Genomic DNA, 22,668 nt, shown 5'->3' on the forward strand with positions numbered 1-22,668 from the left:
GTTCCTCCACGACCCGGTGGGCCCGTACGTTTCTTTTGCTTCGCAGTACCCAGGGAAAGAACCGCGCCCARCCCCACCAGCCTCCCCGCGGAGGCGCCCTCACTCACACGGGTGAACAAGTCCAACTCAGCTGGATTCGGCAGGGGTTGTGGGGCATATGCTCGCCCCGACAACCCCCAGAAATGAGACGGCCCCCGTCGGGACGGCAATCCCGGCCGAGGGCCTGACCAACAAGGAAGATCAGCCCCTTCCCCATGGCTCTCCAGCACCTTAGCGCGCCTCCGCGCCTGCCGTACGGCGTTCATCACTCGAACGTCCGGCACACCACCCGGTACACCGTCGTCGGCAACCACCTGATCCAGAATCCGAAGATGAGCTTCACCGCCAGGGGCCTGGGCGCGTACATCCAGTCGCTGCGGCGCGGAACGCCCATCGGTATCAAGGAACTGGCCAGGCAGGCCCCCGAGGGCGAAATCCGGATCGCCTCCGCGCTCCGCGAACTGGAGGCCCACGGCTACTTGAAGCGGATCCGTGAGCAGGGCCCCGACGGCCGCTTCGTCACCCGAACGACTTCCTACAACCACCCCAAGGCGGCCGTCGCCACCCCGCCTCCCCCTCCGGACCCGGACCCGGACCCGGAACCAGACCCGGAACCAGAGCCCGCCCCGATGCCCGAGGCCGAGCCGGTACCCGAACCTGAGCCCGAACCGGAGCCGCAGCCTGAGGCCGAACCCGAACCCGAACCCGAGCCCGAGCCCGAACCGGAGCCGCAGTCCGAACCGGAGCCGCAGCCTGAGGCCGAGCCCGAGCCCGAACCCGAACCCGAGCCCGAGCCCGAACCCGAACCCGAGCCCGAACCGGAGCCGCAGCAGGCCGAGCCGCCGTGCGTAGCCGCCCCGGAGCCGGAGCCCGGGCCGGACCCCGGGCCCGAGCCTCCCTCACCCCGGCGCCGGGCGGCCATGACCCTGCTCGCGCGACTGCGCCGCGTCGACCACCGCCTGCTCCTCGGGCAGCGGGACATCGAGCGCCTCGCGGACGGTGTCGAGGTCTGGCTGGAGCGCGGCGCCAGCACGGAGGGGATCACCGCCGCGCTGACGGCCCGGATCCCCCACCCGCTCACCAACCCGGCCGGACTGATCGCCCACCGCCTCAAGGCCCAGCTCCCCCCGGTCCTGGAAGCGGAGTCCAGACGGCCCGCCTACGCGCCCCCCGACCCCTTCCAGACCTGCCCGCACTGCGACCGCGCCTTCCGCAGCCCGACCCCCGGCACCTGCCGGGACTGCGCCGGAGATCCGCCGCCATCCGGGGGAGGGGACGCCGCGAGAACGGCCGCGACGGCCTTGTGCGAGGGTGGGCCACCACACATCTGAGGGGGGCGGAACCGTGCGCGCTCGGCATGTCGCGGGGGCGGTGGCCGTCATGGCGGTCCTCGGTACGTCGGCCTGCTCCGCCGGGTCACCGGCCGGCCCGCCGTCGTCCGTAGCGTCGCCCGCGCCGTCAGGCTCGGCGCCCCCGCGGGACCGGCTGCGCGGCGGGCTGCTGACGCAGGCCCAACTCCCGCCCGGCTTCCGGCTGCTGACGGCAGAGGTCAACTCGACCACGACCGCCGCACCCCACGCCCCCGCCTCCACCGTCACGATCGCGTCGATGCCGTGTTCCGAACTCGGCGTCGACTCCTTCATGACGGCTCACGCCCGCCCCGTGGAGGACGTGGCGGTCGGGCTGGAGCAGGTACCCGACGACGACGGCTGGTTCGGCCAGGAGGCCCTCGACCGGTACGCACCCGGCCGGGCGGCCGAGGTCATGGCCGACATACGCGGCGCCGCGCAGCGCTGCCCCTCCTACGCCACCGCCCTCGACGGCGATACCACCGTGCAGGAGAGCCTGTCGGTGACGGCAGCCGACGTCCCGGCGGACGACAGCCTGGTGCTGCGGATCGCGTCCGCCCTGCCCGGCGATCCCGACCCGTACGTCAGCGAGCGGGCGTTCGTCCGCGAGGGCGACGTGATCCTCATGGTGCAGAAGACGGTCGCGCAGAAGCCGCGGTCCGGGGTGGAGGCCGTCCTCCCGGCCGCCGTGGCCGCGTACCGCGCGGCCACGGCGAACTGACCCGGCGAACTGACCCGGCGTACCGACCCGGCGAGCCGACCCCGCCGGCCGGCCCCGGTGCACCGTTCGGCTCAGCCGAACTTCGGCATCTCCCCGGACGTCGTCGACATGTCGATCACCGCGAACGCCGCACCCTGCGGGTCCGTGACCGCGGCGAAGCGGCCGAAGGGGCTGTCCATCGGCCCGAAGTGCAGCCTCCCGCCCCGTGCCTGGGTCTTCGCGACGGCCTCGTCGCAGTCCGGGACGCCGAAGTAGACCTGGATGTAGGACGGGATCTCCGGCGGGAACTCGTCGCCCATCTTCATCCGGCCCAGCACCGGGTTCTCCTTGCCGCCCAGGCTGAAGACCTTGAAGTCCATCCCGGCCGCGTTCGGATCGTCGCAGTCCTCACCGCCCGATTCCATCTGCTGGGACTCGTACGGGAAGACCTTCTCCAGGAACCCGTCGGCCTTGCCCGGCTCCCGGCTGAAGACCTCCGCCCAGGCGTACGCACCGGGCTCGCCGAGCTTCTCGAAGCCCTTGTGCTCACCCGGCTGCCAGACGCCGAAGACCGCGCCGCTCGGCTCCTTGGCGATGGCCATCGTGCCGAAGGTGCCGACCTGCATCGGCTCCATCACGAGCTCGCCGCCCGCCGACCTGATCTTCTCGGCCGTGGCGGCCGCGTCCGGCGAGGCGAAGTACAGACACCATTGCGAGGAGGCCTCGCCCCCCGGCATCGGCGGGACCACTGCCGCGACCGCCTTCCCCCCGGAGTAGGCCTGGGTGTAGTTGCCGTACTCGCTGCTGGCATCGCCGAAGGTCCAGCCCAGCACGTCGGCGTAGAACTCCTTCGCGGCCTCAACGTCGGTGAACATCGCGTCCACCCAGCACGGGGCGCCTTCAGGGAAATCGGACATGGTCGATCGACTCCTGTGTCGTGCTTCGTCCACTACGCATCCACTGCCTGTCGGATCCCACGCTAGGCGGGGGGTCTGACAACCGCGCGCCGACCGCGCGCGGGGGCCCGGGGCGGGGGAGGCTGGAGCCATGGACGACATCACCATCCGGCTCGCGCAGCAGCCCGAGGCCGACACCCTCCTCTCACGGAGCCCGCTCGCCGCGCTCGTCGGAATGCTGCTGGACCAGCAGGTGCCGATGGAGTGGGCGTTCTCGGGGCCGTACACGATCGCGCAGCGGCTCGGCGCCGACGACCTCGACGCGGACGCCATCGCCGCCATGGACCCCGAGGCCTTCGCGGCGCTGCTGTCGCAGAAGCCCGCCGTGCACCGGTACCCGGGGTCCATGGCGAAGCGGATCCAGCAGCTGTGCGCGTACCTGGTGGAGCACTACGGCGGGGACGCGGAGGCCGTCTGGCGGGACGCGGCGAGCGGCGCCGAACTGCTGGGGCGGCTGAAGGCGCTGCCGGGGTTCGGCGAGCAGAAGGCGAAGATCTTCCTCGCGCTGCTGGGCAAGCGGCTGGGCGTCCGTCCCAAGGGCTGGCGGGAGGCCGCCGGGGACTACGGACCGGCGAACGTGTACCGCTCCGCGGCGGACATCACGGGGCCGGAGTCGCTGGCGAAGGTCCGGGAGTACAAGCAGGCGCGGAAGGCCGCCGCCAAGGGCACCGCGTAGGAGCGGCGGCCGTTCCCCGGCCGGGGCCGGAGGGGGACGGACCGGTTGACGGGGGCGGGAGTTGACAGACTCCGGTCACGGCTCCGCCCCGGGGAAGCGGCCCCGCGTAGGCTCGCGAGATGACCGACAACCTGACCCGCGCCGCTACCGCCGAGATCATTTCCGACGGTCCCGGCAGCCTGATCACGCTGCTGACCGACACCGACGAACTCACCTGCAACACCGCGAGCTTCGAGGTCGGCGCGGCCGGCGCCCCGGTGCACTTCCACACCAAGGCCACGGAGTTCTTCCACGTCACCGACGGACACCTCGACGTCCTCGTCGGCGACGAGGTCCACACCCTGTCCAAGGGCGACTTCATCACCATCGCCCCCGGCGTGAAGCACGCGTTCGCCCCGGCCGCCGGCCGGACGGCCGAGGTCTTCGTCGGCTTCACGCCCGGCATGGGGCGCTTCGACTACTACCGGCTCCTGGGCCGGGTGCGGGCGGGCGAGGCCACCGTGCAGGACATCATCGACAGCCAGCCCACCTACGACAACCACTACGCGGAGAGCGAGGCCTGGGCCGGCCGCACCCGCAGCGCCGAGGCGTAGACCTCGTCGGCGCCGAGCCAGCGCAGCTCCTCCGCGAGCAGCTCGGCGCTGCTGCGGATCTTGAGGGCGACCTTCCGGTCCGGCCACCCCGGCAGCACCAGCTGCGCCAGGACCCCGGCCGGCCGGTCGACCCGTACCTCCCCGGCGGTCGTCTCCAGCCGGACCCGGGTGATGACCGGGCCTTCGGTGGCGACCCGCTCCACGGGCACCCCCAGCCGGTCCTCCAGCCAGCGCGCCAGCAGCTCGGCGCTCGCGTTGTCGGCCTCGCTCTCCACCGCCGCGCCCGTGACCGGGAGCACCTTCTGGTCGAAGGAGGAGGCCAGCAGCGAGCGCCACGGCGTGAGCCGGGTCCAGGCCAGGTCGGTGTCCCCGGGGGCGTACGAGGCGGCGCGCGCGGCGAGGACGCCGACGGGGTCGGCGGCCGCCTGGGAATCGGTGATGCGGCGCTGCGCGAGGCGGCCCAGGTCGTCGCGGGCCGGGTCGGCGGGGGCTTCGGCGGGCCACCACGCCACCACGGGCGCGTCCGGCACCAGCAGCGGCAGCACGACCGAGCCCGCCTGCGAGGTGAGGTCGCCCTGCAGGCGCAGCAGCAGGATCTCCCCGGACCCGGCGTCCGAGCCGACGCGCAGCTCGGCGTCGAGGCGGGTCCGGTGCCGCCGCTGCGGGCCGCGCGAGGTCCGCTTGATCACGGCGATGATCCGGCAGGGGTGCTCGTGGGAGGCTTCGGAGGCCGCGCGCACGGCGTCGTAGGCGTTCTCCTCGTCGGTGACCACGAGGAGCGTCAGGACCAGCCCCATCGTGGGGCTGCCGATGGCTCGGCGTGCGGCGAGCATCGCTCGGGCGATCTTGCTGGACGTGGTGTCGGTCAGTTCGGTCCGCATGCCCCGAGTCTGTCAGCGCCGGGCGGGCCTTTGGCACCCGGCTCGCTCGATTGCGCCTGGACCCGCGCCTGGACCCGCGACCGGAACCGCGACCGGGACCGCGATGCGGAACGGCGACCGACCCGCGGCGGGCCCGGTCAGCGCCGGCGTTTGGCCGTGCCGAAGAGGGAGCGGGAGATCTCGCGGCCCAGCTGCGTGCCGACCGAGCGGGCCAGCGAGCGGAACAGTCCGCTGCCCACCACCTGTTGGGCCAGCGAGGGCTCCGGTTTCGGGGCGTTGCGGGCCGCCTTCGCCGCCGCCTCGGCCTGCTTCTCGGCCTGCGCCGCCGCGGCGGCCGCCTCCGCCTCGGCCTCCGCGGCCGCCTGTTCGGCGCTGATCTTCTCGTAGGCCGATTCGCGGTCGACCGGCTCCGCGTAGCGCGAGTACAGCGGGGAGGACTTCACCGCGTGGTCCAGGGCCGCCGGGTCGATCGGACCCATCAGCGACCGCGGGGCGCGCAGCCGGGTCGCGGCGACCGGCGTCGGGGCGCCGTTCTCGCTGAGCACCGTGATGACGGCCTCGCCGGTGCCGAGCCCGGTGAGCAGCTCCTCCAGGTCGTACGCGGAGCGCGGGAAGGTCTTCACGGTGGCCTTGAGGGCCTTGGCGTCGTCAGGGGTGAAGGCGCGCAGGGCGTGCTGCACCCGGTTGCCGAGCTGCGCCAGCACGTCCGCCGGTACGTCCTTGGGGGTCTGCGTCACGAAGAACACGCCGATGCCCTTGGAGCGGATCAGGCGCACGGTCTGGGTGATGGAGTCCAGGAAGGCCTTGGACGCGCCGTTGAACAACAGGTGCGCCTCGTCGAAGAAGAAGACCAGCTTGGGCCGTTCCACGTCGCCGACCTCCGGCAGGTCGGCGTAGAGGTCGGCCAGCAGCCACATCAGGAAGGTGGAGAACAGCTGCGGCTTGTCCTGCACCGACGGGAGTTCCAGTACGGAGACCAGCCCGCGGCCGTCGGCGGAGGTGCGCAGGAACTCGCCCGTGTCGAACTCGGGCTCACCGAAGAACTCGGTGGCGCCCTGCTGCTCGAAGGCGGTCAGGGCCCGCAGGATCACCCCGGCGGTCACCGTGGACAGTCCGCCGATCCCCTTGAGTTCGGGTTTTCCCTGGTCGGAGACGAGGAAGGCGACCACGGCCCGGAGGTCCTTGAGGTCGATCAGCTCCAGTCCCTTGCTGTCGGCGTAGTGGAAGATCAGGCCGAGGGACTGTTCCTGCGTCTGGTTGAGCTGGAGCACCTTGGACAGCAGCACCGGGCCGAAGGCCGTCACGGTCGCCCGGACGGGGATGCCGGCGCCGATCCCGCCCAGCGCGTAGAACTCGCTCGGGCAGCCGCCGGCCTCCCACTCCTGGCCGACGTCGGCGGCCCGCTCCCGGACCCGGTCGTTCTCGGTGCCGGGCGCCGAGATGCCCGAGACGTCGCCCTTGATGTCGGCGAGGAAGACGGGCACTCCGTTGGCGGAGAGCTGTTCGGCGATCAGCTGCAGGGTCTTGGTCTTGCCGGTGCCGGTGGCTCCGGCGACCAGGCCGTGCCGGTTGAGCATCGACAGCGGGATGCGGATCTGCCGGTCGGGCAGGCAGGCGCCGTCCCAGAGCAGGGCGCCGAGTTCGAGCGCGGGTCCGGTGAAGGCGTACCCGGCGGCGATCTGACCGGCGGGGTCGGTGCTCTGACTCATGCATCACTCCCGGAATAGCCCTGTCTGCCACTTTTGCACCGACGGAGCGAGGCTGCGCCCGGAGGCGCGGGCCCGGTAGGCTTTCCGTGTGATCTTCAAGCGCATCGGAAGCGGGCGGCCGTACCCCGACCACGGCAGGGAAACCACCCGGCAGTGGGCGGACGTCGCCCCGCGCCCGGTCCGGCTCGACCAGCTCGTGACGACCAAGGGGCAGCTGGACCTCGAAACGCTGCTCGCCGAGGACTCCACCTTCTACGGCGACCTCTTCGCGCACGTCGTGAAGTGGCAGGGCGACCTGTACCTGGAGGACGGGCTGCACCGCGCCGTGCGCGCGGCGCTCCAGCAGCGTCAGGTGCTGCACGCACGCGTCCTGGAAATGGACTGATTGCGCCTTTCGGGTCAGCCTTACCCGATCAACAGATCATTTAGTAGGCATCGTTCCGGTACGGCACTACGCTGCGCCCATGAGCATGCTCACTCCCCCCGGCATGGGCGGAAAGTACCGCATCACGGGAGCTGCCTACCCCCGCATGAGCCGTCCCCGGCGACGCCGCAAGGTCGTGCTCGCCCTGCTCGGATCGGTCCTCGCGCTGGCCCTGCTCGGTTACGGGGCACTGCAGCTCATCGACGTGTTCCGAGGCGACGGCGGCAAGCGGAACGCGGCGGCCGGCAAGGACTGCCCCTCGGCGTCCGCCTCCCCCGTCAAGGCTGCCAAGGCCGGTAACACCGGCCCCGGCGCGGCCCCCTCCGCCACCCCCGCGGTCGCACTCCCCCAGCCCGGCCAGATCACGGTCAACATCTACAACGCGACCCCGCGCGCGGGGCTCGCCAAGGCGGTCCGCGACGAGCTGGAGAAACGCGGCTTCGTCATCGGACAGGTCGGCAACGCCCCCGCCGACTTCGACAAGAAGGTCCCCGGCGCCGGGATACTGCTCGGCTCCCCGCGGACCGACAAGGCGGCGTACTCCGTCCTCGCCGCCCAGCTCACCGGGGTCACCACCCAGACAGACACCCGCGAGGGCGCGGACATCGACCTGATCCTGGGCGACGCCTTCAAGGAGCTCACCCCGAAGGCGGACGCGGACAAGGCACTGGCCGCCCTGGCCAACCCGGTCCCCGCAGCCGCCCGGAAGTGCTGAGGCGGGCGGACCGGACCCACCGGCCGCCCGCCCGCCCCGCCCGCCCCGCCCGCCCCGCCCGAATACCGCCGTGTGCGGTCTACTCCGCCGAGCCGTACATGCGGTCGCCCGCGTCTCCCAGGCCCGGCACGATGTAGCCGTGCTCGTTGAGCCGCTCGTCCACGGCGGCCGTCACCACCGTCACCGGCGTGCCCGCAAGCTCGCGTTCCATGACCTCGACGCCCTCGGGCGCGGCCAGCAGCACCACGGCGGTCACGTCGTCGGCGCCGCGCTTGATGAGTTCCTGGATCGCGGCGACCAGCGTGCCGCCGGTGGCCAGCATCGGGTCGACCACGTAGACCTGGCGCCCGGAGAGGTCCTCGGGCATGCGCGTCGCGTACGTGGAGGCCTCCAGGGTCTCCTCGTTGCGGACCATGCCCAGGAAGCCCACCTCGGCGGTCGGCAGCAGCCGCACCATGCCGTCCAGCATGCCGAGACCGGCGCGCAGGATCGGCACGACCAGCGGACGCGGGTGCGACAGCTTGACGCCGGTGGTCGGGCCGACCGGGGTGTCGATGTCCGCCTGCTCCGTGCGCACGTCGCGGGTGGCCTCGTAGGCGAGGAGCGTCACCAGCTCGTCGGCGAGCCGACGGAAGGTGGGGGAGTCGGTGCGCTTGTCACGCAGCGCGGTGAGTTTGTGCGCCACCAAGGGGTGATCGACGACCTGCAAACGCACAACATCCTCCAAGACTCAGCCGGGCTTCGACCTGCGATCTGCGACCTGCGACCCTGCTACCTGCGAAAACGGCCGCCCGTTCGCGACCCACTGGCAAAAGGCTACGCGCTGGGAGGACCCCCGCGCGTCCCCGCGCCTCCCCGACGGTGCCCGCGCCCGGTATCGGCGCGCGTCGCGGCCCGACGTGCGGCGCGCCGGGTCGCCCAGCACCCTTGACTGGTGAGCAACCCCCCGGTGATCGCGGCCGTCGACGGATCCGACCACAGCCTGCGGGCCCTGGAGTGGGCCCGTACGGCCGCCCTGTGCCGCGGCACCGGTCTGCTGGTCGCCCATGTACTGCCCGACGTCTCCCAGTTGTACGCGGGCCGCCGCTCCTCCCTGCACGACCCCAACCAGCCGAAGCGGTTCGCCGACCCCGTCGGCGACTACGTGCGCGGCGTCCTGGAAGCCGCCCCGGAGCTGCCCCGGGAGGTCCGCTACGAGGCCCTGGAGGGCTCCGTGCCGGAAGCCCTGCGGGTCATCGCCGCCGAGGCCGCGCCGACCATGCTGGTGATGGGCTCCCGCGGGCGCGGCGGGTTCGCCACCCTGCTGCTCGGCTCCAACAGCAGGGCCGTCGCCACCACGGCGACCTGCCCCGTCGTGGTCGTCCCGCACGCGGACCGCGACGCGCCCCCGGCCGACGCGCACGCCGACAGCCGGCACGCCGACGGCCCGCACGGCACGGACCCGCACGGCGCCGACCCGTACGGCGCCGACCCGTACGGCGCCGGGGCCTCCGCCGGCCGGGTGGTGCTCGGGCTGCACGCCGCGGAGACGCCCGAGGACGTACTGCACTTCGCGTTCGCCGAGGCCGCCGCGCGGGGGACCACCGTCCAGGTGGTCTCCGCGTACGCCCTCCCGCCCGGTCCGAACCTGGTGATCGACAGTCCCTTCCAGGTGATCCCACCCGAGGCCCTCGCCGACGACGGGGACGCCGTACCCGCCGAACGGGAGATGCTGCGCTCCCAGACGGAGCGCCTCGCCCCGCTGCGCGCCCGCTATCCGGCCGTGCCCGTCGAACAGGCCGCGGTGCCCGGCGACGCCGCCGGACGGCTGGTGGAAGCGTCCCGGACGGCGGCGCTGGTCGTGGTGGGCCGCCACCACCCGCGCCCGCGGTCGCTGCTGATGGGATCCGTGGCGCACGCGGTCCTCCAGCACGCGCACGGCCCCGTGGCCGTCGTCCCGGCCCTCCACGCCGACGAGGACGTCTGACCTGGGCCGATCTGGCGAGGGGTGGCATCAAACGCGCCGACCGGGGGAAGGTGGGAGCGGGGGGACTGCTTCGCGCCGGCGGAGGAGGAGGACCGGACCAGCCGTGGGTGGTGGCCGATGCCCGACACGCAGACGAACGAGACCGACGCGAGCGACGGGAGCACCGCGAGGAACGGCACCGAGGCGTACGAGGCGCCGGAGACGGCGGCGCAGCGCAGGGCGCGGCGCGCCCAGTTCCTGCGCGATCTGCACGAGGCCCGGGAACTGCGCGACCGGGTACAGCCGCGGCGCGCCCGTGCGGCCCGGATGCGACAGCAGATGCGGATGCGCACATTCCGTTGGTGAGCGGCCGGACGGCCGTCACCGCGACCGGCGCCGCGACACGGCCGCCGCGCCGAAGACCTCTCGCAAAGCCGCTGTTTCTGCCACGATGCCGATTGGGCGGGGTGCGGACCGGCGAGCGTCACGGCCGTTGCGGACCCCAACCTCCGGCCGGGGGGACCTCCAACCGGCACGCCTATGACCAGTGGGAGAGTCACGGTGTATTTCGCCGCACTGCTCGCGCGCACCGAAGACGGGTGGGAAGCGAGCGACCTGGAACTCGACGACGTCGAGTCCCTCAGTGATCTGATCGATCTCGCCCGTTCCGCCGCTGTCGACGACGACACGGTGGTCGCCCTCATCGAGCAGGAGGACGCCTGGTTCGGCGTCGTCCGCGTGGACGGGGAGGAGGACCCTCGGTACTACGTGTCGAACGCCTCCGCCGCGGACCGCAGCTCCTACGGCTCGATGCTGACCAAGGAGCTGCTGGGCAACGACGAGGACGACGACGACCTCGACGAACTGGACCTGGACGGTACCGAGGACGGCGAGGACGGACCGATCGCCGCGTTCACGGACGAGGGCGACGACGCGGACGACGAGGTGGGATCCGGCGCCGAGCCGGTCCCGGCCGGTCCGCTCGGCGACCCCCGGCTGCTGGACGACCTCGGGGTCGGCCACAAGGAACTGATGGCCCTCGACGGAGACGCCCTCTCGGAGATCGCCGATGCCCTCGGCGCCACCGAGGTACTGGAGGCCGTCCGCTAGTGATCACCGTGCACGACGCCCCGTACGACCCCGATCCCGTCCGGGATCCCTGGCGCGACCCCATGCGCCTGGCGATGGCGGAGGCCGCCCTGGCGGTACCGGCCGGCGACGTGCCGGTCGGTGCCGTCGTGCTCGGCCCGGCCGGGGAGCTCCTCGCCTCCGGCCACAACGAGCGGGAGGCCACGGGCGACCCCACGGCGCACGCCGAGGTACTGGCGCTGCGCCGGGCGGCCGCCCGGCTCGGGGAGTGGCGGCTGCCGGGGTGCACCCTCGTGGTGACCCTGGAGCCGTGCGTGATGTGCGCGGGGGCGCTCGTGCAGGCGCGGGTGGCCCGGGTCGTCTACGGCGCGGGGGACGAGAAGGCGGGCGCGGCGGGGTCGCTCTGGGACCTCGTGCGCGACCGCAGGCTCAACCACCGCCCCGAGGTGATCCGCGGGGTGCTGGAGCAGGAGTGCGCGCGGCAGCTGACGGAGTTCTTCCGGGAGCTGTGAGCGACGGTGAGCAGGGCCACTCGGTCCTGAGTTGCAAAGCACTCCCCGCCATCGGCTAGGATCTATCTCGGTAGTGTGTCCGAGTGGCCGAAGGAGCTCGCCTCGAAAGCGAGTATGGGGCAACCCATCGGGGGTTCAAATCCCTCCACTACCGCCCTTGACGAGAGCCCCGGTTCGTACGAACCGGGGCTCTCGCGCATGCCCGCCGTGACCGGCCGACCGCTCGGCCGTTGTCACGGCATGAACAAGACCCAGCGCATCCTCGCCGCCATCGCCCTCGCGGGGGCCGCCGCGGGCCTCGCCGCACCCGCCGCCTCCGCCGCGGGCCTCGCCCCCCTCACCCTCCCGGACCTGCCGACGGCCACCCCGGACATGCCGGCGGGCGCCCAGCCGCGCTCCGTCCAGGAGATCGGCTCGAAGCTCAGCGCGGGGGCCAACCAGCTCAACCAGCTGATGGAGCTGCCGAACCAGCTCGCGCCCCTGATCGCACCCGTCCAGCCGCTCACGGACCTCGCCGGCGGCCTCGAATAGCCGTACCCGGACGCGACGGCGCGGCGGCGCGGCGGCACGACGGCACGGCGGCACGCGAAGAAGGCCCCGGCCGGAGCCGGGACCTTCGACGTGGGAACGGGGGAAGTGGCATCGGGGGGACAAGCCACTTCCCCCGATGAGGACGGGACCTGCCAGCCCGAGCCGCAGTCAGGGGGGAAGCTCGCGGCTCGGACCCCGCAGTGAGGTCCTGTCCCTCGCCCACCGATTTCCTGCCAGAACCGGTGGGCTCCCCCCAATCCTGCGCCCCGCGCAACCCGGCACTCAGCGGCAAAAGGCCCGTTCCACCGGGTCATTGGTCCTTAAAGGACAGGTGAGTGCCACAACTTGACCGGTTAGACTCCACCGACTTTGCAGTACCGGTTGGGGAGGCCGACACCGTTCATGGACACCAAGAAGCTCATCACGGGCGTCCTCACCGTGTTCGTACTCTTCGTGATCATCACCCAGCCGAAGCGGGCTGCCGAGATGGTGGGAATCGGTTTCCAGGGCCTGTCGGACGCGGCCTCCGGCATCGGCGAGTTCATCACCGAACTGGTGAGCTGAACCCGTACGCTGAAGCGGTTTCCGGACTTTCCGGCCCTCCACTCCGACGGGTGGGGGGTCTTTTGCATTCCCAGCATTCGAACATAATGCCCTGATATGCCCAACTTGCCCTCAACACGGCGATATACGGTGCTTGCGCACAGTGCACCTGTCTTGTGATGCTATGACCGCTTTTGACGGATAGTTGACCGAAAGGGTGGCGTGACCGTGCCGGCCAGTACTGCGCCTCAGGTGCCACCCCAGCAGGACTCCCAGGTGCCCCACCCGCAGGAGCCCCGCGCGGAGCCGCACGAGGAACCCCCCTCCCCTCCGGTCGCCCCGCGGCCGCAGAGCCGGGGAGCCGACACCCGGGCCCTCACCCAGGTCCTCTTCGGGCAGCTGAAGGGCCTCCAGCCGGGCACGAGGGAGCACGAGCGGGTGCGCGGGGCCCTGATCGAGGCGAACCTCCCGCTCGTCCGTTACGCGGCCGCCCGCTTCCGCAGCCGCAACGAGCCGATGGAGGACGTGGTCCAGGTCGGCACCATCGGCCTGATCAACGCGATCGACCGGTTCGACCCGGAGCGCGGGGTCCAGTTCCCCACCTTCGCCATGCCCACGGTCGTCGGCGAGATCAAACGGTACTTCCGGGACAACGTCCGCACCGTCCACGTCCCGCGCCGCCTCCACGAGCTGTGGGTGCAGGTCAACGCCGCCACCGAGGACCTCACCACCCTCCACGGCCGGACCCCGACCACCCCGGAGATCGCCGAACGGCTGCGGATCAGCGAGGACGAGGTGCTGTCCTGCATCGAGGCCGGCCGCAGCTACCACGCGACCTCGCTCGAAGCCGCCCAGGAGGGCGACGGGATGCCCGGCCTGCTCGACCGGCTCGGCTACGAGGACCCGGAGCTGGCCGGGGTCGAACACCGCGACCTCGTGCGCCACCTGCTGGTGCAGCTGCCCGAGCGCGAGCAGCGGATCCTGCTCCTGCGGTACTACAACAACCTCACGCAGTCGCAGATCAGCGCAGAGCTGGGCGTCTCCCAGATGCACGTGTCGCGACTGCTCGCGAGGAGCTTCGCCCGTCTGAGATCCGCAAACAGGATCGAGGCTTAACCGGATCGGGTGGAGGCGTTCCAGCGTTTCCCTACAGAACCGGCTCATTCCGCTCGGTCGGTGGTCTGTCGCTGGAGATACTTGTCGACATGACGCTACAGCGTGTTGCCGACATGTGACATTCTGCTGGAACCGCGTTTGCCGCAGCCCCGCCTCCGGTATTCAGGTGGAGGCTGCGTTCCTCCGACGGGCGCGCAGAGAAGCGCGACCGTCCGCGACCTCAAGGGGGTGGCATGTCCGTAGACCAGGGCAGCTCCAAGGTGCTCACGCTCGTCAAGCGTGAGGTGCCGGCAGCACCCGCGGCACACAACCGCTCGGAAGCCATCGACACCCGGACCCTCTCCCGCTCCCTCTTCCAGCGACTGGCCGCACTGGACGCGGACAGCCCCGAACGGGCGTACGTACGCGACACCCTGATCGAGCTGAACCTGCCGCTGGTGCGCTACGCGGCGGCCCGGTTCCGCAGCCGCAACGAGCCGATGGAGGACATCGTCCAGGTCGGCACCATCGGCCTGATCAAGGCGATCGACCGGTTCGACTGCGAACGCGGCGTGGAGTTCCCGACGTTCGCCATGCCGACCGTCGTGGGCGAGATCAAACGATTCTTTCGAGACACTTCCTGGTCCGTCCGCGTCCCGCGCCGGCTCCAGGAGCTGCGCCTGGCGCTGACCAAGGCCAGCGACGAGCTCGCCCAGAAGCTGGACCGGTCCCCGACCGTGCCGGAACTGGCGGCCGTGCTCGGCGTCTCCGAGGAGGACGTCGTCGACGGCCTCGCCGTCGGCAACGCCTACACCGCCTCCTCGCTCGACTCGCCCTCCCCCGAGGACGAGGGCGGCGAGGGCTCGCTCGCGGACCGCCTCGGGTACGAGGACACCGCGCTCGAAGGGGTCGAGTACCGGGAGTCGCTCAAGCCGCTGCTCGCCAAACTCCCGCCCAGGGAGCGGCAGATCATCATGCTGCGCTTCTTCGCGAACATGACCCAGTCGCAGATCGGCGAGGAGGTCGGCATCTCCCAGATGCACGTCTCCCGGCTGCTGACGCGGACGCTCGCGCAGCTGCGCGTGGGCCTGATCGGGGAGTGATCCGGAGCCGGGCCGGGCACTGAGCGGAGGCCGCGGGGTTCACATTTGACATCCCGTCAGGAAAACTGGCGCGATGCGAAAGGGATCTCGCACGGCGCTCGCCCTCACCCTGTGCGCCGCGGCCACCGCCGCCTTCGCGGGCTGCGGCGGCCCGGCACGGGACGGCTACGTCGCCTTGGGCGCGGCCGCCCCCGGCCCCGAGCGGGGCGCGGGAGAGAACGTGGCACCCCGGGACGGGGTCGAGTTCCAGGCCCTGCCGTCCGGCGCCGCGCCCTCCGCGACGCCGCCGGACCCGTCCGGGGACCGGCCCGGCGGGAGCTCCGCCCCGGGCGGAGCGACGGCGGCGACCCCCGGTGGCTCCGCCTCCGACCCCGGCAGCCCGACCGTCCCGGACGCCTCCGGGGGCGCGGGCCCGGGCGGCTCCGGCGGGGGCGGCACCCCGGACTCGGGCGCTGCGGGCGGCTCGGGATCGGGCGCTGCGGGCGGCTCGGGATCGGGCGGCTCGGGCGGCGGCTCCGGCGGCGGTTCGATCCCACCCGGCACCCCGGTCACGCCGATCCCGCCCACCCCTCCCGGCACGAAGCCCGGCACCCAGCCGCCACCGCCGCCGGCCACCCCGGCCCGGCTCACGCTGAGCGCCCCGGCCCGCGCGGCCGCGTCCGAGCGCTGGTGCGAGCGCGTCACGGTGACCTTCACCAACACCGGCTCCACCGCGGCCCGTTCGGGAACGGTCACCTTCGCGACGCACGTCATCGGCGCGCTCGGCATCGACTGGGCCACCGTCACCAGCAGCCGGCCACTGCCCGCCCCCATCGCGGGCGGCACGTCGAAGACGCAGACCTACACGGTCTGCGTGGAGTCCTGGCGGGTGCCCCTGGGCATGCACGTGGACACCCGGAACGTCACGGCCACCTACGGATAGACCTGGGGCCGGAGCCACGGGCCGGCCAGCGGCACGGCGACGACAACGGGCAGGCCGTACGGCCGGACCCCGCCCGCCCGGGCCTCCGCTAGCCGAAGGCCTGCCACAGGGCCACGCCGACCACGACCAGCAGGCCGAGGCCGACGGCCAGCCACATGCCTGCCTTGGAGCCGGACTCCTTCGGACGCCGGCGCGCGCCCGGCACGGACGGGGTTCGGGCCGGCTCGGCCTCCTCCACGAACGCGCGGAACATCTGGGTGCTGCCCGCGGGGTCGTGGGCGCCCTGGGGGTCAGGTGAGTTGTGGTTCGCAGCCATGGCTCAGGACCCTAACGGGTTTTCCGATTCCTTTACCGCCGTACCCCCCATTTTCATTTGCCTGTAGCAACCATTTGATTCTATGGTTGCCTGAAGCAACGAGATGGGGGCGGTCCCGTGACCACGCAGGCGGCGCAGAGCACCACCCGGTACGAGGAGCTGGCCCGCCAGCTCACCGGCATCGGAGCGGTCCGCCGCGACCTGGCCCGGATCCTGCCCCCCGACTGCCCGCCCGGCGCCGCCGCCGTCCTCACCGTGCTCGACCGGCACGGCGAGATGCGGCTCAGCCGGCTCACCGAGTTCATGGCCGTCGACATCTCCGTGTCGAGCCGCCACGTCGCCCACCTGGCGGCCCGCGGCTGGATCGAGCGGGAGACCGACCCGGGCGACGGCCGCTGCCGGATCCTGCGCCTCACCACCGCGGGCCGCGCCGTGCTCGGCGAGCTCGGCGCCCGCTCCACGGACGCGCTGGAGAAGGCGCTCGCCGACTGGCCGTCCGAAGACATCGACGCGCTCAACACCCTGCTGGCCCGACTCCGATCGAGCTTCTAGACAAAGGAAACCCATGGCTACGACCACACCCCACGGTGTGCGGGGAGGCGGCCGGTCGGAGACCACGTCCGACGGCGCACCCATGACCCACGCCCAGATCATGAAGGCGCTGTCCGGGCTCATGCTCGGCATGTTCGTGGCGATCCTGTCCTCCACGATCGTCTCCAATGCCCTGCCCAAGATCATCAGCGATCTCGGCGGCACCCAGTCCTCCTACACCTGGGTCGTCACCGCCGCCCTGCTGTCGATGACGGCCGCGACCCCCCTGTGGGGCAAGCTCTCCGACCTCTTCAGCAAGAAGCTGCTCGTCCAGATATCCCTGGTCATCTACGTCCTCGGCTCCGTCGTGGCGGGCCTGTCCCAGAACACCGGCACGCTCATCGCCTGCCGCGTGGTCCAGGGCATCGGCGTCGGCGGCCTCTCCGCCCTCGCCCAGATCGTGATGGCCGCGATGATCTCCCCGCGCGAGCGCGGCCGCTACAGCGGCTACCTCGGCGCGGTCTTCGCCGTCGGCACCGTCGGCGGCCCGCTCCTCGGCGGCGTCATCACCGACACCGACTGGCTCGGCTGGCGCTGGTGCTTCTACGTCGGCGTGCCCTTCGCGGTCATCGCCCTGATCGTCCTCCAGCGGACCCTGCACCTCCCGGTGGTCCGCCGCGAGGTCAAGGTGGACTGGCTGGGCGCCTTCCTCATCAGCGGCGCCGTGTCCCTGCTGCTGATCTGGGTCACCCAGGCCGGCACCTCGTACGACTGGGTCTCCTGGCAGACCTGGGCGATGACCGGCGGCGCCGTGGCGCTGGGCCTGCTCTTCGTCCTCGTCGAGTCCCGTGCGAGCGACCCGATCATCCCGCTGCGCCTCTTCCGCAACAAGACCATCAGCCTGGCCTCGGCCGCCTCGCTCTTCGTCGGCATCGCGATGTTCTCCGGCACGGTCTTCTTCAGCCAGTACTTCCAGCTGGCCCGGGGCGAGTCCCCCACCATGTCGGGCATCCTGACCATCCCGATGATCGGCGGCCTCTTCGTCTCCTCGACCGTCTCCGGCCAGATCATCACCAAGACCGGCAAGTGGAAGGCCTGGCTGGTCTCCGGCGGCGTGCTGCTGAGCGCCGGCCTCGGTCTGCTGGGCACCCTGCGCTACGACACCGCCTACTGGCACATCGCGATCTTCATGGCGCTGACCGGCCTCGGCCTCGGCATGATGATGCAGAACCTGGTCCTCGCCACCCAGAACCAGGTGGCCCCCGAGGACCTCGGCTCCGCCAGCTCGGTCGTCACCTTCTTCCGCTCGCTCGGCGGCGCCGTGGGCGTCTCGGCGCTCGGCGCGGTCATGGCCAACCGGGTCACCCACTACGTCAAGGAAGGCCTGGCCGAGCTCGGCCCGAAGGCCGCCGCCATGGGCCACGGCGGCACCGGCGGGGGCGGGATCCCCGACCTCGACAAGCTGCCCGCGCCGTTCCGCACGGTCGTCGAGTCCGCGTACGGGCACGGCGTCGGCGACGTCTTCCTCTACGCCGCCCCGTTCGCGCTGCTCGCGCTGGTGCTGGTGGTCTTCATCAAGGAGGTCGCGCTGAAGTCGAGGCCGGCCGCCCACGCCCCGGCCGCCGAGGGCTCCACGGAGGTTCCGGCCCCGGCCGGGGCGGCGGAGGCCGCGGCCCGGAAGTGACCGCAGGGGAGGCGCGGACGGGGCACTCGTGCTCCGTCCGCGCCTCCCTTGCGTCTCCCCTCTCCGCCGTCGCCCTCGACATCCTGATCGCGCAGGTCATGTCTCGGCCCCGGTCCCGGTCCCGGCCCCCCGGTCACCGGGGGCGCAGGCCCGGGGCCCGGCCCCCGGCCTTGGCCTCGATCCCCGCGATCAGGACGTCCAGGGCCAGACCGAAGTCCGCGTCCGGCGCCCGGCGGACCGTACCCCCGCAGCCGCTCAGCCCACAGCCGTTCAGGAACTGGGAGACCGCCAGGTGCGCTCCCGTCCGGCCGGGGTCCACCAGGCCGGTGGCGTCCAGCAGCCGCTGGAGCGCGGCGTCGAAGGCCCGCGCGTGCGGGCCGATATTCGGGTAGGCCACGCTCAGCGGGGCCACCCACGGATGCTCCGCCAGCAGCCGCCGGTACCCGCAGGCGAGGGTCCGCAGCCGTCCCGGCCAGGCCTCCCGCGGGGGCGGCCCGGCCGGCAGCCGCTGCTGGCCCAGGGCGCTGTCCAGGGCCAGTTCGAGCAGGTCGTGCTTGGTGTCCACGTACCAGTACAGGGACATCGCGGTGACCCCGAGTTCGGCGGCCAGGCGCCGCATGGAGAACCGGCCCAGGCCCTCGGCGTCGAGCAGGCGCACGGTGGCGGCCGTGATCCTGTCCCGGTCCAGCCCCGACGGTGCCTCGCTGCGGCGTCTGGCGGGTGCGGCTGGCCTGACGGCCAGCCACACACTGGTCCTGGTCCCGCCCGGATCGGCCTCGGTCGCCATGGAGGCACCCTCCTCGCCACAAGGGGATCAGCCCGGAATGCCCGGTCCGCCCCCTTGATGCTAGGGGGTTACCCCTCCGCGGAGGTGGGATCAGGACGAGCCGGTCGAGGGAGCCGTCAGGTCGTAGAAGGTGGCTCCGCCCACGGTGGTGGCCTTGAAGGCACCCTTCACCCACTCCTCGATGGCGCTGCCCGAGGCCCCGCCCGGACCGCCGCCGCGGCTCGCCGCCCCGTCGCCGCGGGCGATGAACCAGTGGATCCTCCCGGCCTTCACGTACTCCTGGAACCGCTCCAGGGTCGGGGACGGGTCGCTGCCGTTGAAGCCGCCGACCGCCATCACGGGAACACCCGAGGCCAGCTGGTAACTCGCCGCGTTCTGCGAGCCGATGGCCGCCGCCGCCCAGGTGTGCCGGGAGGCGTCGGCGCGCAGCGCGGCCGTGGCCTCCGCGCCGACCCGGGTCCCGCCGAGCAGCCCGCCGGGACCGCCCTGGCCACCGGAACCGCCCCGGCCGCCCCGGGCCTCCTGCCCACCGGGTCCTCCGGGTCCGCCCTGCATCCCCGCGACGCCCGGCATCCGGCCCGGCATGCCCTGCGGCATCCCCTGCGGCATCCCCGGGGGCGGAGCCTCCCCGCCGGGGGCGAAGCGTCCCGGCCTGCCGCCCGGTCCCCCGAACCCGCCCCGGCCACCCGCCACCGCCGGACCGGCGGTCACGATGGAGCCCGTGTGGCCGGTGCCCACGGTGGTCAGGCAGTACGCGAACGGTCCCGCCAGCGCCGCGAGGAGCCCGACGGCCGCGGCCCCGAGCAGCGCCCGGCGACCCAGCCGGGCCGCGAACGGCAGCGCGGCGGCCGCCCCGAGCCCCGCGACCAGCACCGTCCAGCGCAACCACGGCAGGTACCCGGCGGAGCGGCCGAGCAGGACGAAGGCCCACCACGCGGTCAGCGCGAGGGTCCCGGAGAGGGTGAGGGCGGCGGCGCGGCCGCCCCTCTCCTCCCACAGCACGGCCACGCCCATGCCGACCAGTGCCGCCACGAAGGGCGCGAGGGCGACGGTGTAGTACTCGTGGAAGATGCCCTGCATCCAGCTGAAGACCACGGCCGTGATCAGCAGGGAGCCGCCCCAGGCGAGGAAAGCCGCACGGGCCATGCCCTCCAGCGTGTCCGTGGCCCGGGAGGCCCGCCAGGTGACGACCAGCCCGGCCACCAGCAGCACCAGGGCCGCGGGCAGCAGCCAGGAGATCTGGCCGCCGACGTTGCCCGAGAAGAGCCGGTCGATTCCGGTCTGCCCCCAGCCGCCCCCGCCGGGGCCGCCCGCGCCCCCTCCGCCGACGCTGCCCGTCTCGTTGCCGCTGATCCGGCCGAGGCCGTTGTAGCCGAAGGTCAGTTCCAGGAAGGAGTTGTGCTGTGAGCCGCCGATGTACGGGCGGGAGCCGGCGGGCCACCACTCCACCACGGCCACCCACCAGCCGCCGGCCGCCAGCGCGGCCAGCCCGGCCAGCAGCAGCTGCCCCAGGCGCCGGCGCAGCCGCGTCGGCGCGCAGACGGCGTAGAGGACGGCGAGCGGCGGCAGGATCACGAATGCCTGGAGGGTCTTGGTCAGGAAGCCGACGCCGACCGCGACGCCGGCCCAGACCAGCCACCGGGCGTGCGCCCCTTCGAGGGCGCGCAGCACGCAGTACACGGTGACGGTCAGCAGCAGGGTGAGCAGCGCGTCGGGGTTGTTGAAGCGGAACATCAGCGCGGCCACGGGGGTCAGCGCGAAGGCGGTACCGCTCAGCAGGGCCGCCGCCGGGCCGAACTGGCGCCGTACGGCCGCGTACAGCACGGCGGTGGTGGCGACGCCCATCAGGGCCTGCGGGACCAGGATCTGCCAGGCGCCGAGCCCGAAGAGCCGTACCGACAGCGCCATCGGCCACAGGGCCGCCGGGGGTTTGTCGACGGTGATGGAGTTCGCGGCGTCGGAGGAGCCGAAGAAGAAGGCCTTCCAGCTCTCGGAGCCCGCCTGTACGGCGGCGGAGTAGAAGGAGTTGGCGTAGCCGGAGGCGCCCAGGTTCCAGAGCAGGAGCACGGTGGTGGCCAGCAGCAGGGCGGCGTACGCGGGCCGTTCCCAACGGGGCCGGGTGGCCGCGCCGTGCGTGGTGGCGGGAACGGGGGCGGCGGGTGGCAAGAGCGGAAGCGCGGCCGTGGTCACGGACCCTCCTCGGTCGTGGTGGCGATGGTGGGGGCGGCCGGCTTCCCGGGGGCGCCCGAGGGGCCGTGGGGGCCGCCGCGCGGGCCGTGGCGGCCGTCGCGCGGGCCGTGGCGGCCGTCGCGCGGTTCCGGGAAGACCCAGGCACGGAACAACAGGAACCGGAGCACGGTGGCGGCGAGGTTGGCGGTGATCAGCACGGCCAGCTCGGTACCGTGGGCCGGCTCCGCGGTGGCCGCTCCGAGGGCGGCGAGGGACCCGCTGGTCAGGGCCAGCCCGATGCCGAACACCACGAGCCCCTGGGCCTGGTGGCGCACCGCACGGGCCCGCCCGCGCACCCCGAAGGTCAGCCGGCGGTTGGCGGCGGTGTTGGCGACGGCGCACAGCAGCAGCGCGGCGGCGTTCGCCCCCTGCGGTCCGGCCGCTTCCCGCAGCGCGGAGTAGAGCAGCAGGTAGAGCAGGGTGCTCAGCACGCCGACGGCGCAGAACCCGAGCAGCTGCCGGGCCAGTCCGCGCGGCACCCCCGGCAGGGCGCCGCGGTCGCGCGGGTCGTCTCCGAAGGGGCGGGCGAGCCGGTCGAGCGGCAGCGCCCCGACGGCCAGCGCCCTCCCCACCCGCCAGACCCCCTTGAGGTCCTCGGCGGCGGTGCGTACGAGGTGGACGCTGGAGTCGGGGTCGTCGACCCAGTCCACCGGCACCTCGTGGATCCGCAGCCCGGCCCGCTCGGCGAGCACCAGCAGCTCGGTGTCGAAGAACCAGCCGGAGTCCTCCACCAGCGGCAGCAGCCGCTCGGCCACCTCGCGCCGGATCGCCTTGAACCCGCACTGGGCGTCGCTGAAGCGGGCGGCGAGGGATGAGCGCAGCAGCAGGTTGTAGGCCCGGGAGACGAACTCCCGTTTCGCTCCGCGCACCACCCGCGAGGAGCGGGCCAGCCGGGTGCCGATGGCCAGGTCGGAGTGGCCGGAGATCAGCGGGGCCACCAGCGGCAGCACCGCGTTCAGGTCCGTGGAGAGGTCCACGTCCATGTACGCGAGGACGGGCGCCTCCGACCGGCTCCACACGGTGCGCAGGGCGCGGCCGCGGCCCTTCTCCTCCAGCCGCGTGCTGCGCACCTCCGCGAGGCCGAGGGCGAGGCCGGCGGCGACCTCGGGGGTGCGGTCGGTGCTCGCGTTGTCGGCGACGGTGATGCGGAAGGGGTACGGGAAGGTGCGGGTGAGGTGGGCGTGCAGCCTGTGCACGCACGGGCCGAGGTCCTCCTCCTCGTTGAAGACCGGGATCACCACGTCGAGTACGGGCACGCCGGGCCGGAGCGCGAGGGGCGCCCGGGCCGGCAGGGCCCCTGGAGAGGCGTCGGTTGACATGCTCCGACCCTCGTGGGGGG

24 protein-coding genes, 1 tRNA gene and 1 pseudogene are annotated in these 22,668 nt (G+C 72.8%); 17 read left to right on the forward strand and 9 right to left on the reverse strand.

Features of this window, described 5'->3' with window-relative positions; genetic code table 11:
- The first annotated feature begins 254 nt into the window (after positions 1–254).
- Both AB4039_RS09205 and AB4039_RS09210 read left to right on the forward strand, forming a co-directional pair.
- A complete protein-coding gene (locus AB4039_RS09205) occupies positions 255–1,370 on the forward strand; it encodes a helix-turn-helix domain-containing protein (RefSeq protein WP_442270469.1) in 1,116 nt (371 codons plus the stop codon).
- A 13-nt stretch (positions 1,371–1,383) separates the two neighbouring features.
- On the forward strand, positions 1,384–2,109 hold the full coding sequence (locus AB4039_RS09210) for a hypothetical protein (protein ID WP_266840496.1): 726 nt from the start codon (positions 1,384–1,386) through the stop codon (positions 2,107–2,109).
- 71 nt (positions 2,110–2,180) lie between these two features.
- Here the strand turns inward: AB4039_RS09210 and AB4039_RS09215 are convergent, their stop codons facing one another.
- Positions 2,181–3,005, reverse strand: coding sequence for a VOC family protein (locus tag AB4039_RS09215; RefSeq protein WP_266840495.1), 825 nt, complete (start codon positions 3,003–3,005; stop codon positions 2,181–2,183).
- 130 nt (positions 3,006–3,135) lie between these two features.
- On the opposite strand from AB4039_RS09215, the gene AB4039_RS09220 reads away from it, so the two are divergent.
- Complete coding sequence (locus AB4039_RS09220) at positions 3,136–3,720, forward strand: HhH-GPD-type base excision DNA repair protein (protein ID WP_442270470.1); 585 nt, start codon at positions 3,136–3,138, stop codon at positions 3,718–3,720.
- A 119-nt stretch (positions 3,721–3,839) separates the two neighbouring features.
- Entirely contained in the window at positions 3,840–4,313 is a 474-nt protein-coding gene (locus AB4039_RS09225) for a cupin domain-containing protein (protein ID WP_266840492.1), read from the forward strand.
- Here the strand turns inward: AB4039_RS09225 and opcA are convergent.
- Both opcA and AB4039_RS09235 read right to left on the reverse strand, forming a co-directional pair.
- Complete coding sequence (opcA, locus tag AB4039_RS09230) at positions 4,262–5,194, reverse strand: glucose-6-phosphate dehydrogenase assembly protein OpcA (RefSeq protein ID WP_442270471.1); 933 nt, start codon at positions 5,192–5,194, stop codon at positions 4,262–4,264. The genes AB4039_RS09225 and opcA overlap by 52 nt on opposite strands.
- A gap of 137 nt (positions 5,195–5,331) precedes the next feature.
- Entirely contained in the window at positions 5,332–6,903 is a 1,572-nt protein-coding gene (locus tag AB4039_RS09235; protein WP_266840490.1) for a helicase HerA-like domain-containing protein, read from the reverse strand.
- Positions 6,904–6,991: 88 nt separating this feature from the next.
- Here AB4039_RS09235 and AB4039_RS09240 point away from each other — a divergent pair, with 88 nt between their 5' ends.
- Both AB4039_RS09240 and AB4039_RS09245 read left to right on the forward strand, forming a co-directional pair.
- Positions 6,992–7,288 (forward strand): type II toxin-antitoxin system VapB family antitoxin, encoded by a 297-nt coding sequence (locus AB4039_RS09240; RefSeq protein WP_008740979.1) that lies wholly within the window; start codon positions 6,992–6,994, stop codon positions 7,286–7,288.
- A 79-nt stretch (positions 7,289–7,367) separates the two neighbouring features.
- Positions 7,368–8,042 carry a LytR C-terminal domain-containing protein gene (locus tag AB4039_RS09245; protein WP_442270472.1) on the forward strand — a complete coding sequence of 225 codons (675 nt, stop codon included), beginning with the start codon at positions 7,368–7,370 and terminating at the stop codon, positions 8,040–8,042.
- Between the two features lie 79 nt (positions 8,043–8,121).
- Here the strand turns inward: AB4039_RS09245 and upp are convergent, their stop codons facing one another.
- Positions 8,122–8,757 carry a uracil phosphoribosyltransferase gene (gene upp / locus AB4039_RS09250; RefSeq protein ID WP_266840488.1) on the reverse strand — a complete coding sequence of 212 codons (636 nt, stop codon included), beginning with the start codon at positions 8,755–8,757 and terminating at the stop codon, positions 8,122–8,124.
- A gap of 219 nt (positions 8,758–8,976) precedes the next feature.
- On the opposite strand from upp, the gene AB4039_RS09255 reads away from it, so the two are divergent.
- Positions 8,977–10,008 (forward strand): universal stress protein, encoded by a 1,032-nt coding sequence (locus AB4039_RS09255; protein ID WP_442270473.1) that lies wholly within the window; start codon positions 8,977–8,979, stop codon positions 10,006–10,008.
- Between the two features lie 27 nt (positions 10,009–10,035).
- On the opposite strand, the gene AB4039_RS09260 is transcribed toward AB4039_RS09255, so the two are convergent.
- Positions 10,036–10,260: a hypothetical protein gene (locus tag AB4039_RS09260; RefSeq protein WP_442270474.1), complete on the reverse strand. Its 225-nt coding sequence runs from the start codon at positions 10,258–10,260 to the stop codon at positions 10,036–10,038.
- Between the two features lie 288 nt (positions 10,261–10,548).
- On the opposite strand from AB4039_RS09260, the gene AB4039_RS09265 reads away from it, so the two are divergent.
- The 8 genes from AB4039_RS09265 to AB4039_RS09300 all read left to right on the forward strand — a co-directional run bounded on the left by AB4039_RS09265 (position 10,549) and on the right by AB4039_RS09300 (position 15,782).
- Positions 10,549–11,097, forward strand: a complete 549-nt coding sequence (locus tag AB4039_RS09265) for a tRNA adenosine deaminase-associated protein (protein WP_266840484.1) — start codon at positions 10,549–10,551, stop codon at positions 11,095–11,097.
- Positions 11,098–11,159: 62 nt separating this feature from the next.
- The gene (tadA, locus tag AB4039_RS09270) at positions 11,160–11,588 is read left to right on the forward strand and encodes a tRNA adenosine(34) deaminase TadA (RefSeq protein ID WP_051840298.1); all 429 of its coding nucleotides are present in this window, start codon (positions 11,160–11,162) and stop codon (positions 11,586–11,588) included.
- Positions 11,589–11,657: 69 nt separating this feature from the next.
- A tRNA-Ser gene (locus AB4039_RS09275) sits at positions 11,658–11,742 on the forward strand.
- An 86-nt stretch (positions 11,743–11,828) separates the two neighbouring features.
- Complete coding sequence (locus tag AB4039_RS09280; protein ID WP_266840482.1) at positions 11,829–12,119, forward strand: hypothetical protein; 291 nt, start codon at positions 11,829–11,831, stop codon at positions 12,117–12,119.
- Between the two features lie 402 nt (positions 12,120–12,521).
- Positions 12,522–12,683: a hypothetical protein gene (locus tag AB4039_RS09285; protein ID WP_266840481.1), complete on the forward strand. Its 162-nt coding sequence runs from the start codon at positions 12,522–12,524 to the stop codon at positions 12,681–12,683.
- A gap of 207 nt (positions 12,684–12,890) precedes the next feature.
- Positions 12,891–13,778 carry an RNA polymerase sigma factor SigF gene (locus AB4039_RS09290; protein ID WP_373915233.1) on the forward strand — a complete coding sequence of 296 codons (888 nt, stop codon included), beginning with the start codon at positions 12,891–12,893 and terminating at the stop codon, positions 13,776–13,778.
- A 233-nt stretch (positions 13,779–14,011) separates the two neighbouring features.
- Complete coding sequence (locus tag AB4039_RS09295; protein ID WP_266840480.1) at positions 14,012–14,860, forward strand: RNA polymerase sigma factor SigF; 849 nt, start codon at positions 14,012–14,014, stop codon at positions 14,858–14,860.
- Positions 14,861–14,933: 73 nt separating this feature from the next.
- Positions 14,934–15,782 (forward strand): hypothetical protein, encoded by an 849-nt coding sequence (locus AB4039_RS09300; RefSeq protein WP_442270475.1) that lies wholly within the window; start codon positions 14,934–14,936, stop codon positions 15,780–15,782.
- A gap of 88 nt (positions 15,783–15,870) precedes the next feature.
- Here AB4039_RS09300 and AB4039_RS09305 read toward each other — a convergent pair whose 3' ends face one another.
- On the reverse strand, positions 15,871–16,098 hold the full coding sequence (locus AB4039_RS09305; RefSeq protein WP_266840478.1) for a hypothetical protein: 228 nt from the start codon (positions 16,096–16,098) through the stop codon (positions 15,871–15,873).
- A gap of 117 nt (positions 16,099–16,215) precedes the next feature.
- On the opposite strand from AB4039_RS09305, the gene AB4039_RS09310 reads away from it, so the two are divergent.
- Together AB4039_RS09310 and AB4039_RS09315 are read left to right on the forward strand one after the other, a co-directional pair.
- On the forward strand, positions 16,216–16,650 hold the full coding sequence (locus tag AB4039_RS09310) for a MarR family winged helix-turn-helix transcriptional regulator (protein ID WP_266840477.1): 435 nt from the start codon (positions 16,216–16,218) through the stop codon (positions 16,648–16,650).
- Positions 16,651–16,663: 13 nt separating this feature from the next.
- Positions 16,664–18,298 (forward strand): annotated as a pseudogene (locus AB4039_RS09315) (MDR family MFS transporter); the annotation flags it as partial.
- A gap of 148 nt (positions 18,299–18,446) precedes the next feature.
- Here the strand turns inward: AB4039_RS09315 and AB4039_RS09320 are convergent.
- The 3 genes from AB4039_RS09320 to AB4039_RS09330 all read right to left on the reverse strand — a co-directional run bounded on the left by AB4039_RS09320 (position 18,447) and on the right by AB4039_RS09330 (position 22,648).
- Positions 18,447–19,100, reverse strand: a complete 654-nt coding sequence (locus AB4039_RS09320) for a TetR/AcrR family transcriptional regulator (RefSeq protein ID WP_266840475.1) — start codon at positions 19,098–19,100, stop codon at positions 18,447–18,449.
- Between the two features lie 90 nt (positions 19,101–19,190).
- Entirely contained in the window at positions 19,191–21,290 is a 2,100-nt protein-coding gene (locus AB4039_RS09325) for a glycosyltransferase family 39 protein (protein WP_442270476.1), read from the reverse strand.
- Positions 21,287–22,648 carry a glycosyltransferase gene (locus AB4039_RS09330; protein WP_442270477.1) on the reverse strand — a complete coding sequence of 454 codons (1,362 nt, stop codon included), beginning with the start codon at positions 22,646–22,648 and terminating at the stop codon, positions 21,287–21,289. The genes AB4039_RS09325 and AB4039_RS09330 overlap by 4 nt, the downstream gene beginning before the upstream one ends.
- Positions 22,649–22,668 lie beyond the last annotated feature (20 nt).

The organism is Streptomyces sp. M-16, assembly GCF_052114405.1.
In the GTDB taxonomy this organism is placed as follows: Bacteria; Actinomycetota; Actinomycetes; order Streptomycetales; family Streptomycetaceae; genus Streptomyces.

Coding starts and splice junctions, on each gene's coding strand:
- AB4039_RS09205 (WP_442270469.1), top strand. CDS start 255: ATGGCTCTCCAGCACCTTAGCGCGCCTCCGCGCCTGCCGTACGGCGTT.
- AB4039_RS09215 (WP_266840495.1), bottom strand. CDS start 3,005: ATGTCCGATTTCCCTGAAGGCGCCCCGTGCTGGGTGGACGCGATGTTC.
- AB4039_RS09220 (WP_442270470.1), top strand. CDS start 3,136: ATGGACGACATCACCATCCGGCTCGCGCAGCAGCCCGAGGCCGACACC.
- AB4039_RS09225 (WP_266840492.1), top strand. CDS start 3,840: ATGACCGACAACCTGACCCGCGCCGCTACCGCCGAGATCATTTCCGAC.
- opcA (WP_442270471.1), bottom strand. CDS start 5,194: ATGCGGACCGAACTGACCGACACCACGTCCAGCAAGATCGCCCGAGCG.
- AB4039_RS09235 (WP_266840490.1), bottom strand. CDS start 6,903: ATGAGTCAGAGCACCGACCCCGCCGGTCAGATCGCCGCCGGGTACGCC.
- AB4039_RS09245 (WP_442270472.1), top strand. CDS start 7,368: ATGAGCATGCTCACTCCCCCCGGCATGGGCGGAAAGTACCGCATCACG.
- tadA (WP_051840298.1), top strand. CDS start 11,160: ATGCGCCTGGCGATGGCGGAGGCCGCCCTGGCGGTACCGGCCGGCGAC.
- AB4039_RS09280 (WP_266840482.1), top strand. CDS start 11,829: ATGAACAAGACCCAGCGCATCCTCGCCGCCATCGCCCTCGCGGGGGCC.
- AB4039_RS09285 (WP_266840481.1), top strand. CDS start 12,522: ATGGACACCAAGAAGCTCATCACGGGCGTCCTCACCGTGTTCGTACTC.
- AB4039_RS09295 (WP_266840480.1), top strand. CDS start 14,012: ATGTCCGTAGACCAGGGCAGCTCCAAGGTGCTCACGCTCGTCAAGCGT.
- AB4039_RS09300 (WP_442270475.1), top strand. CDS start 14,934: ATGCGAAAGGGATCTCGCACGGCGCTCGCCCTCACCCTGTGCGCCGCG.
- AB4039_RS09305 (WP_266840478.1), bottom strand. CDS start 16,098: ATGGCTGCGAACCACAACTCACCTGACCCCCAGGGCGCCCACGACCCC.
- AB4039_RS09320 (WP_266840475.1), bottom strand. CDS start 19,100: ATGGCGACCGAGGCCGATCCGGGCGGGACCAGGACCAGTGTGTGGCTG.
- AB4039_RS09330 (WP_442270477.1), bottom strand. CDS start 22,648: ATGTCAACCGACGCCTCTCCAGGGGCCCTGCCGGCCCGGGCGCCCCTC.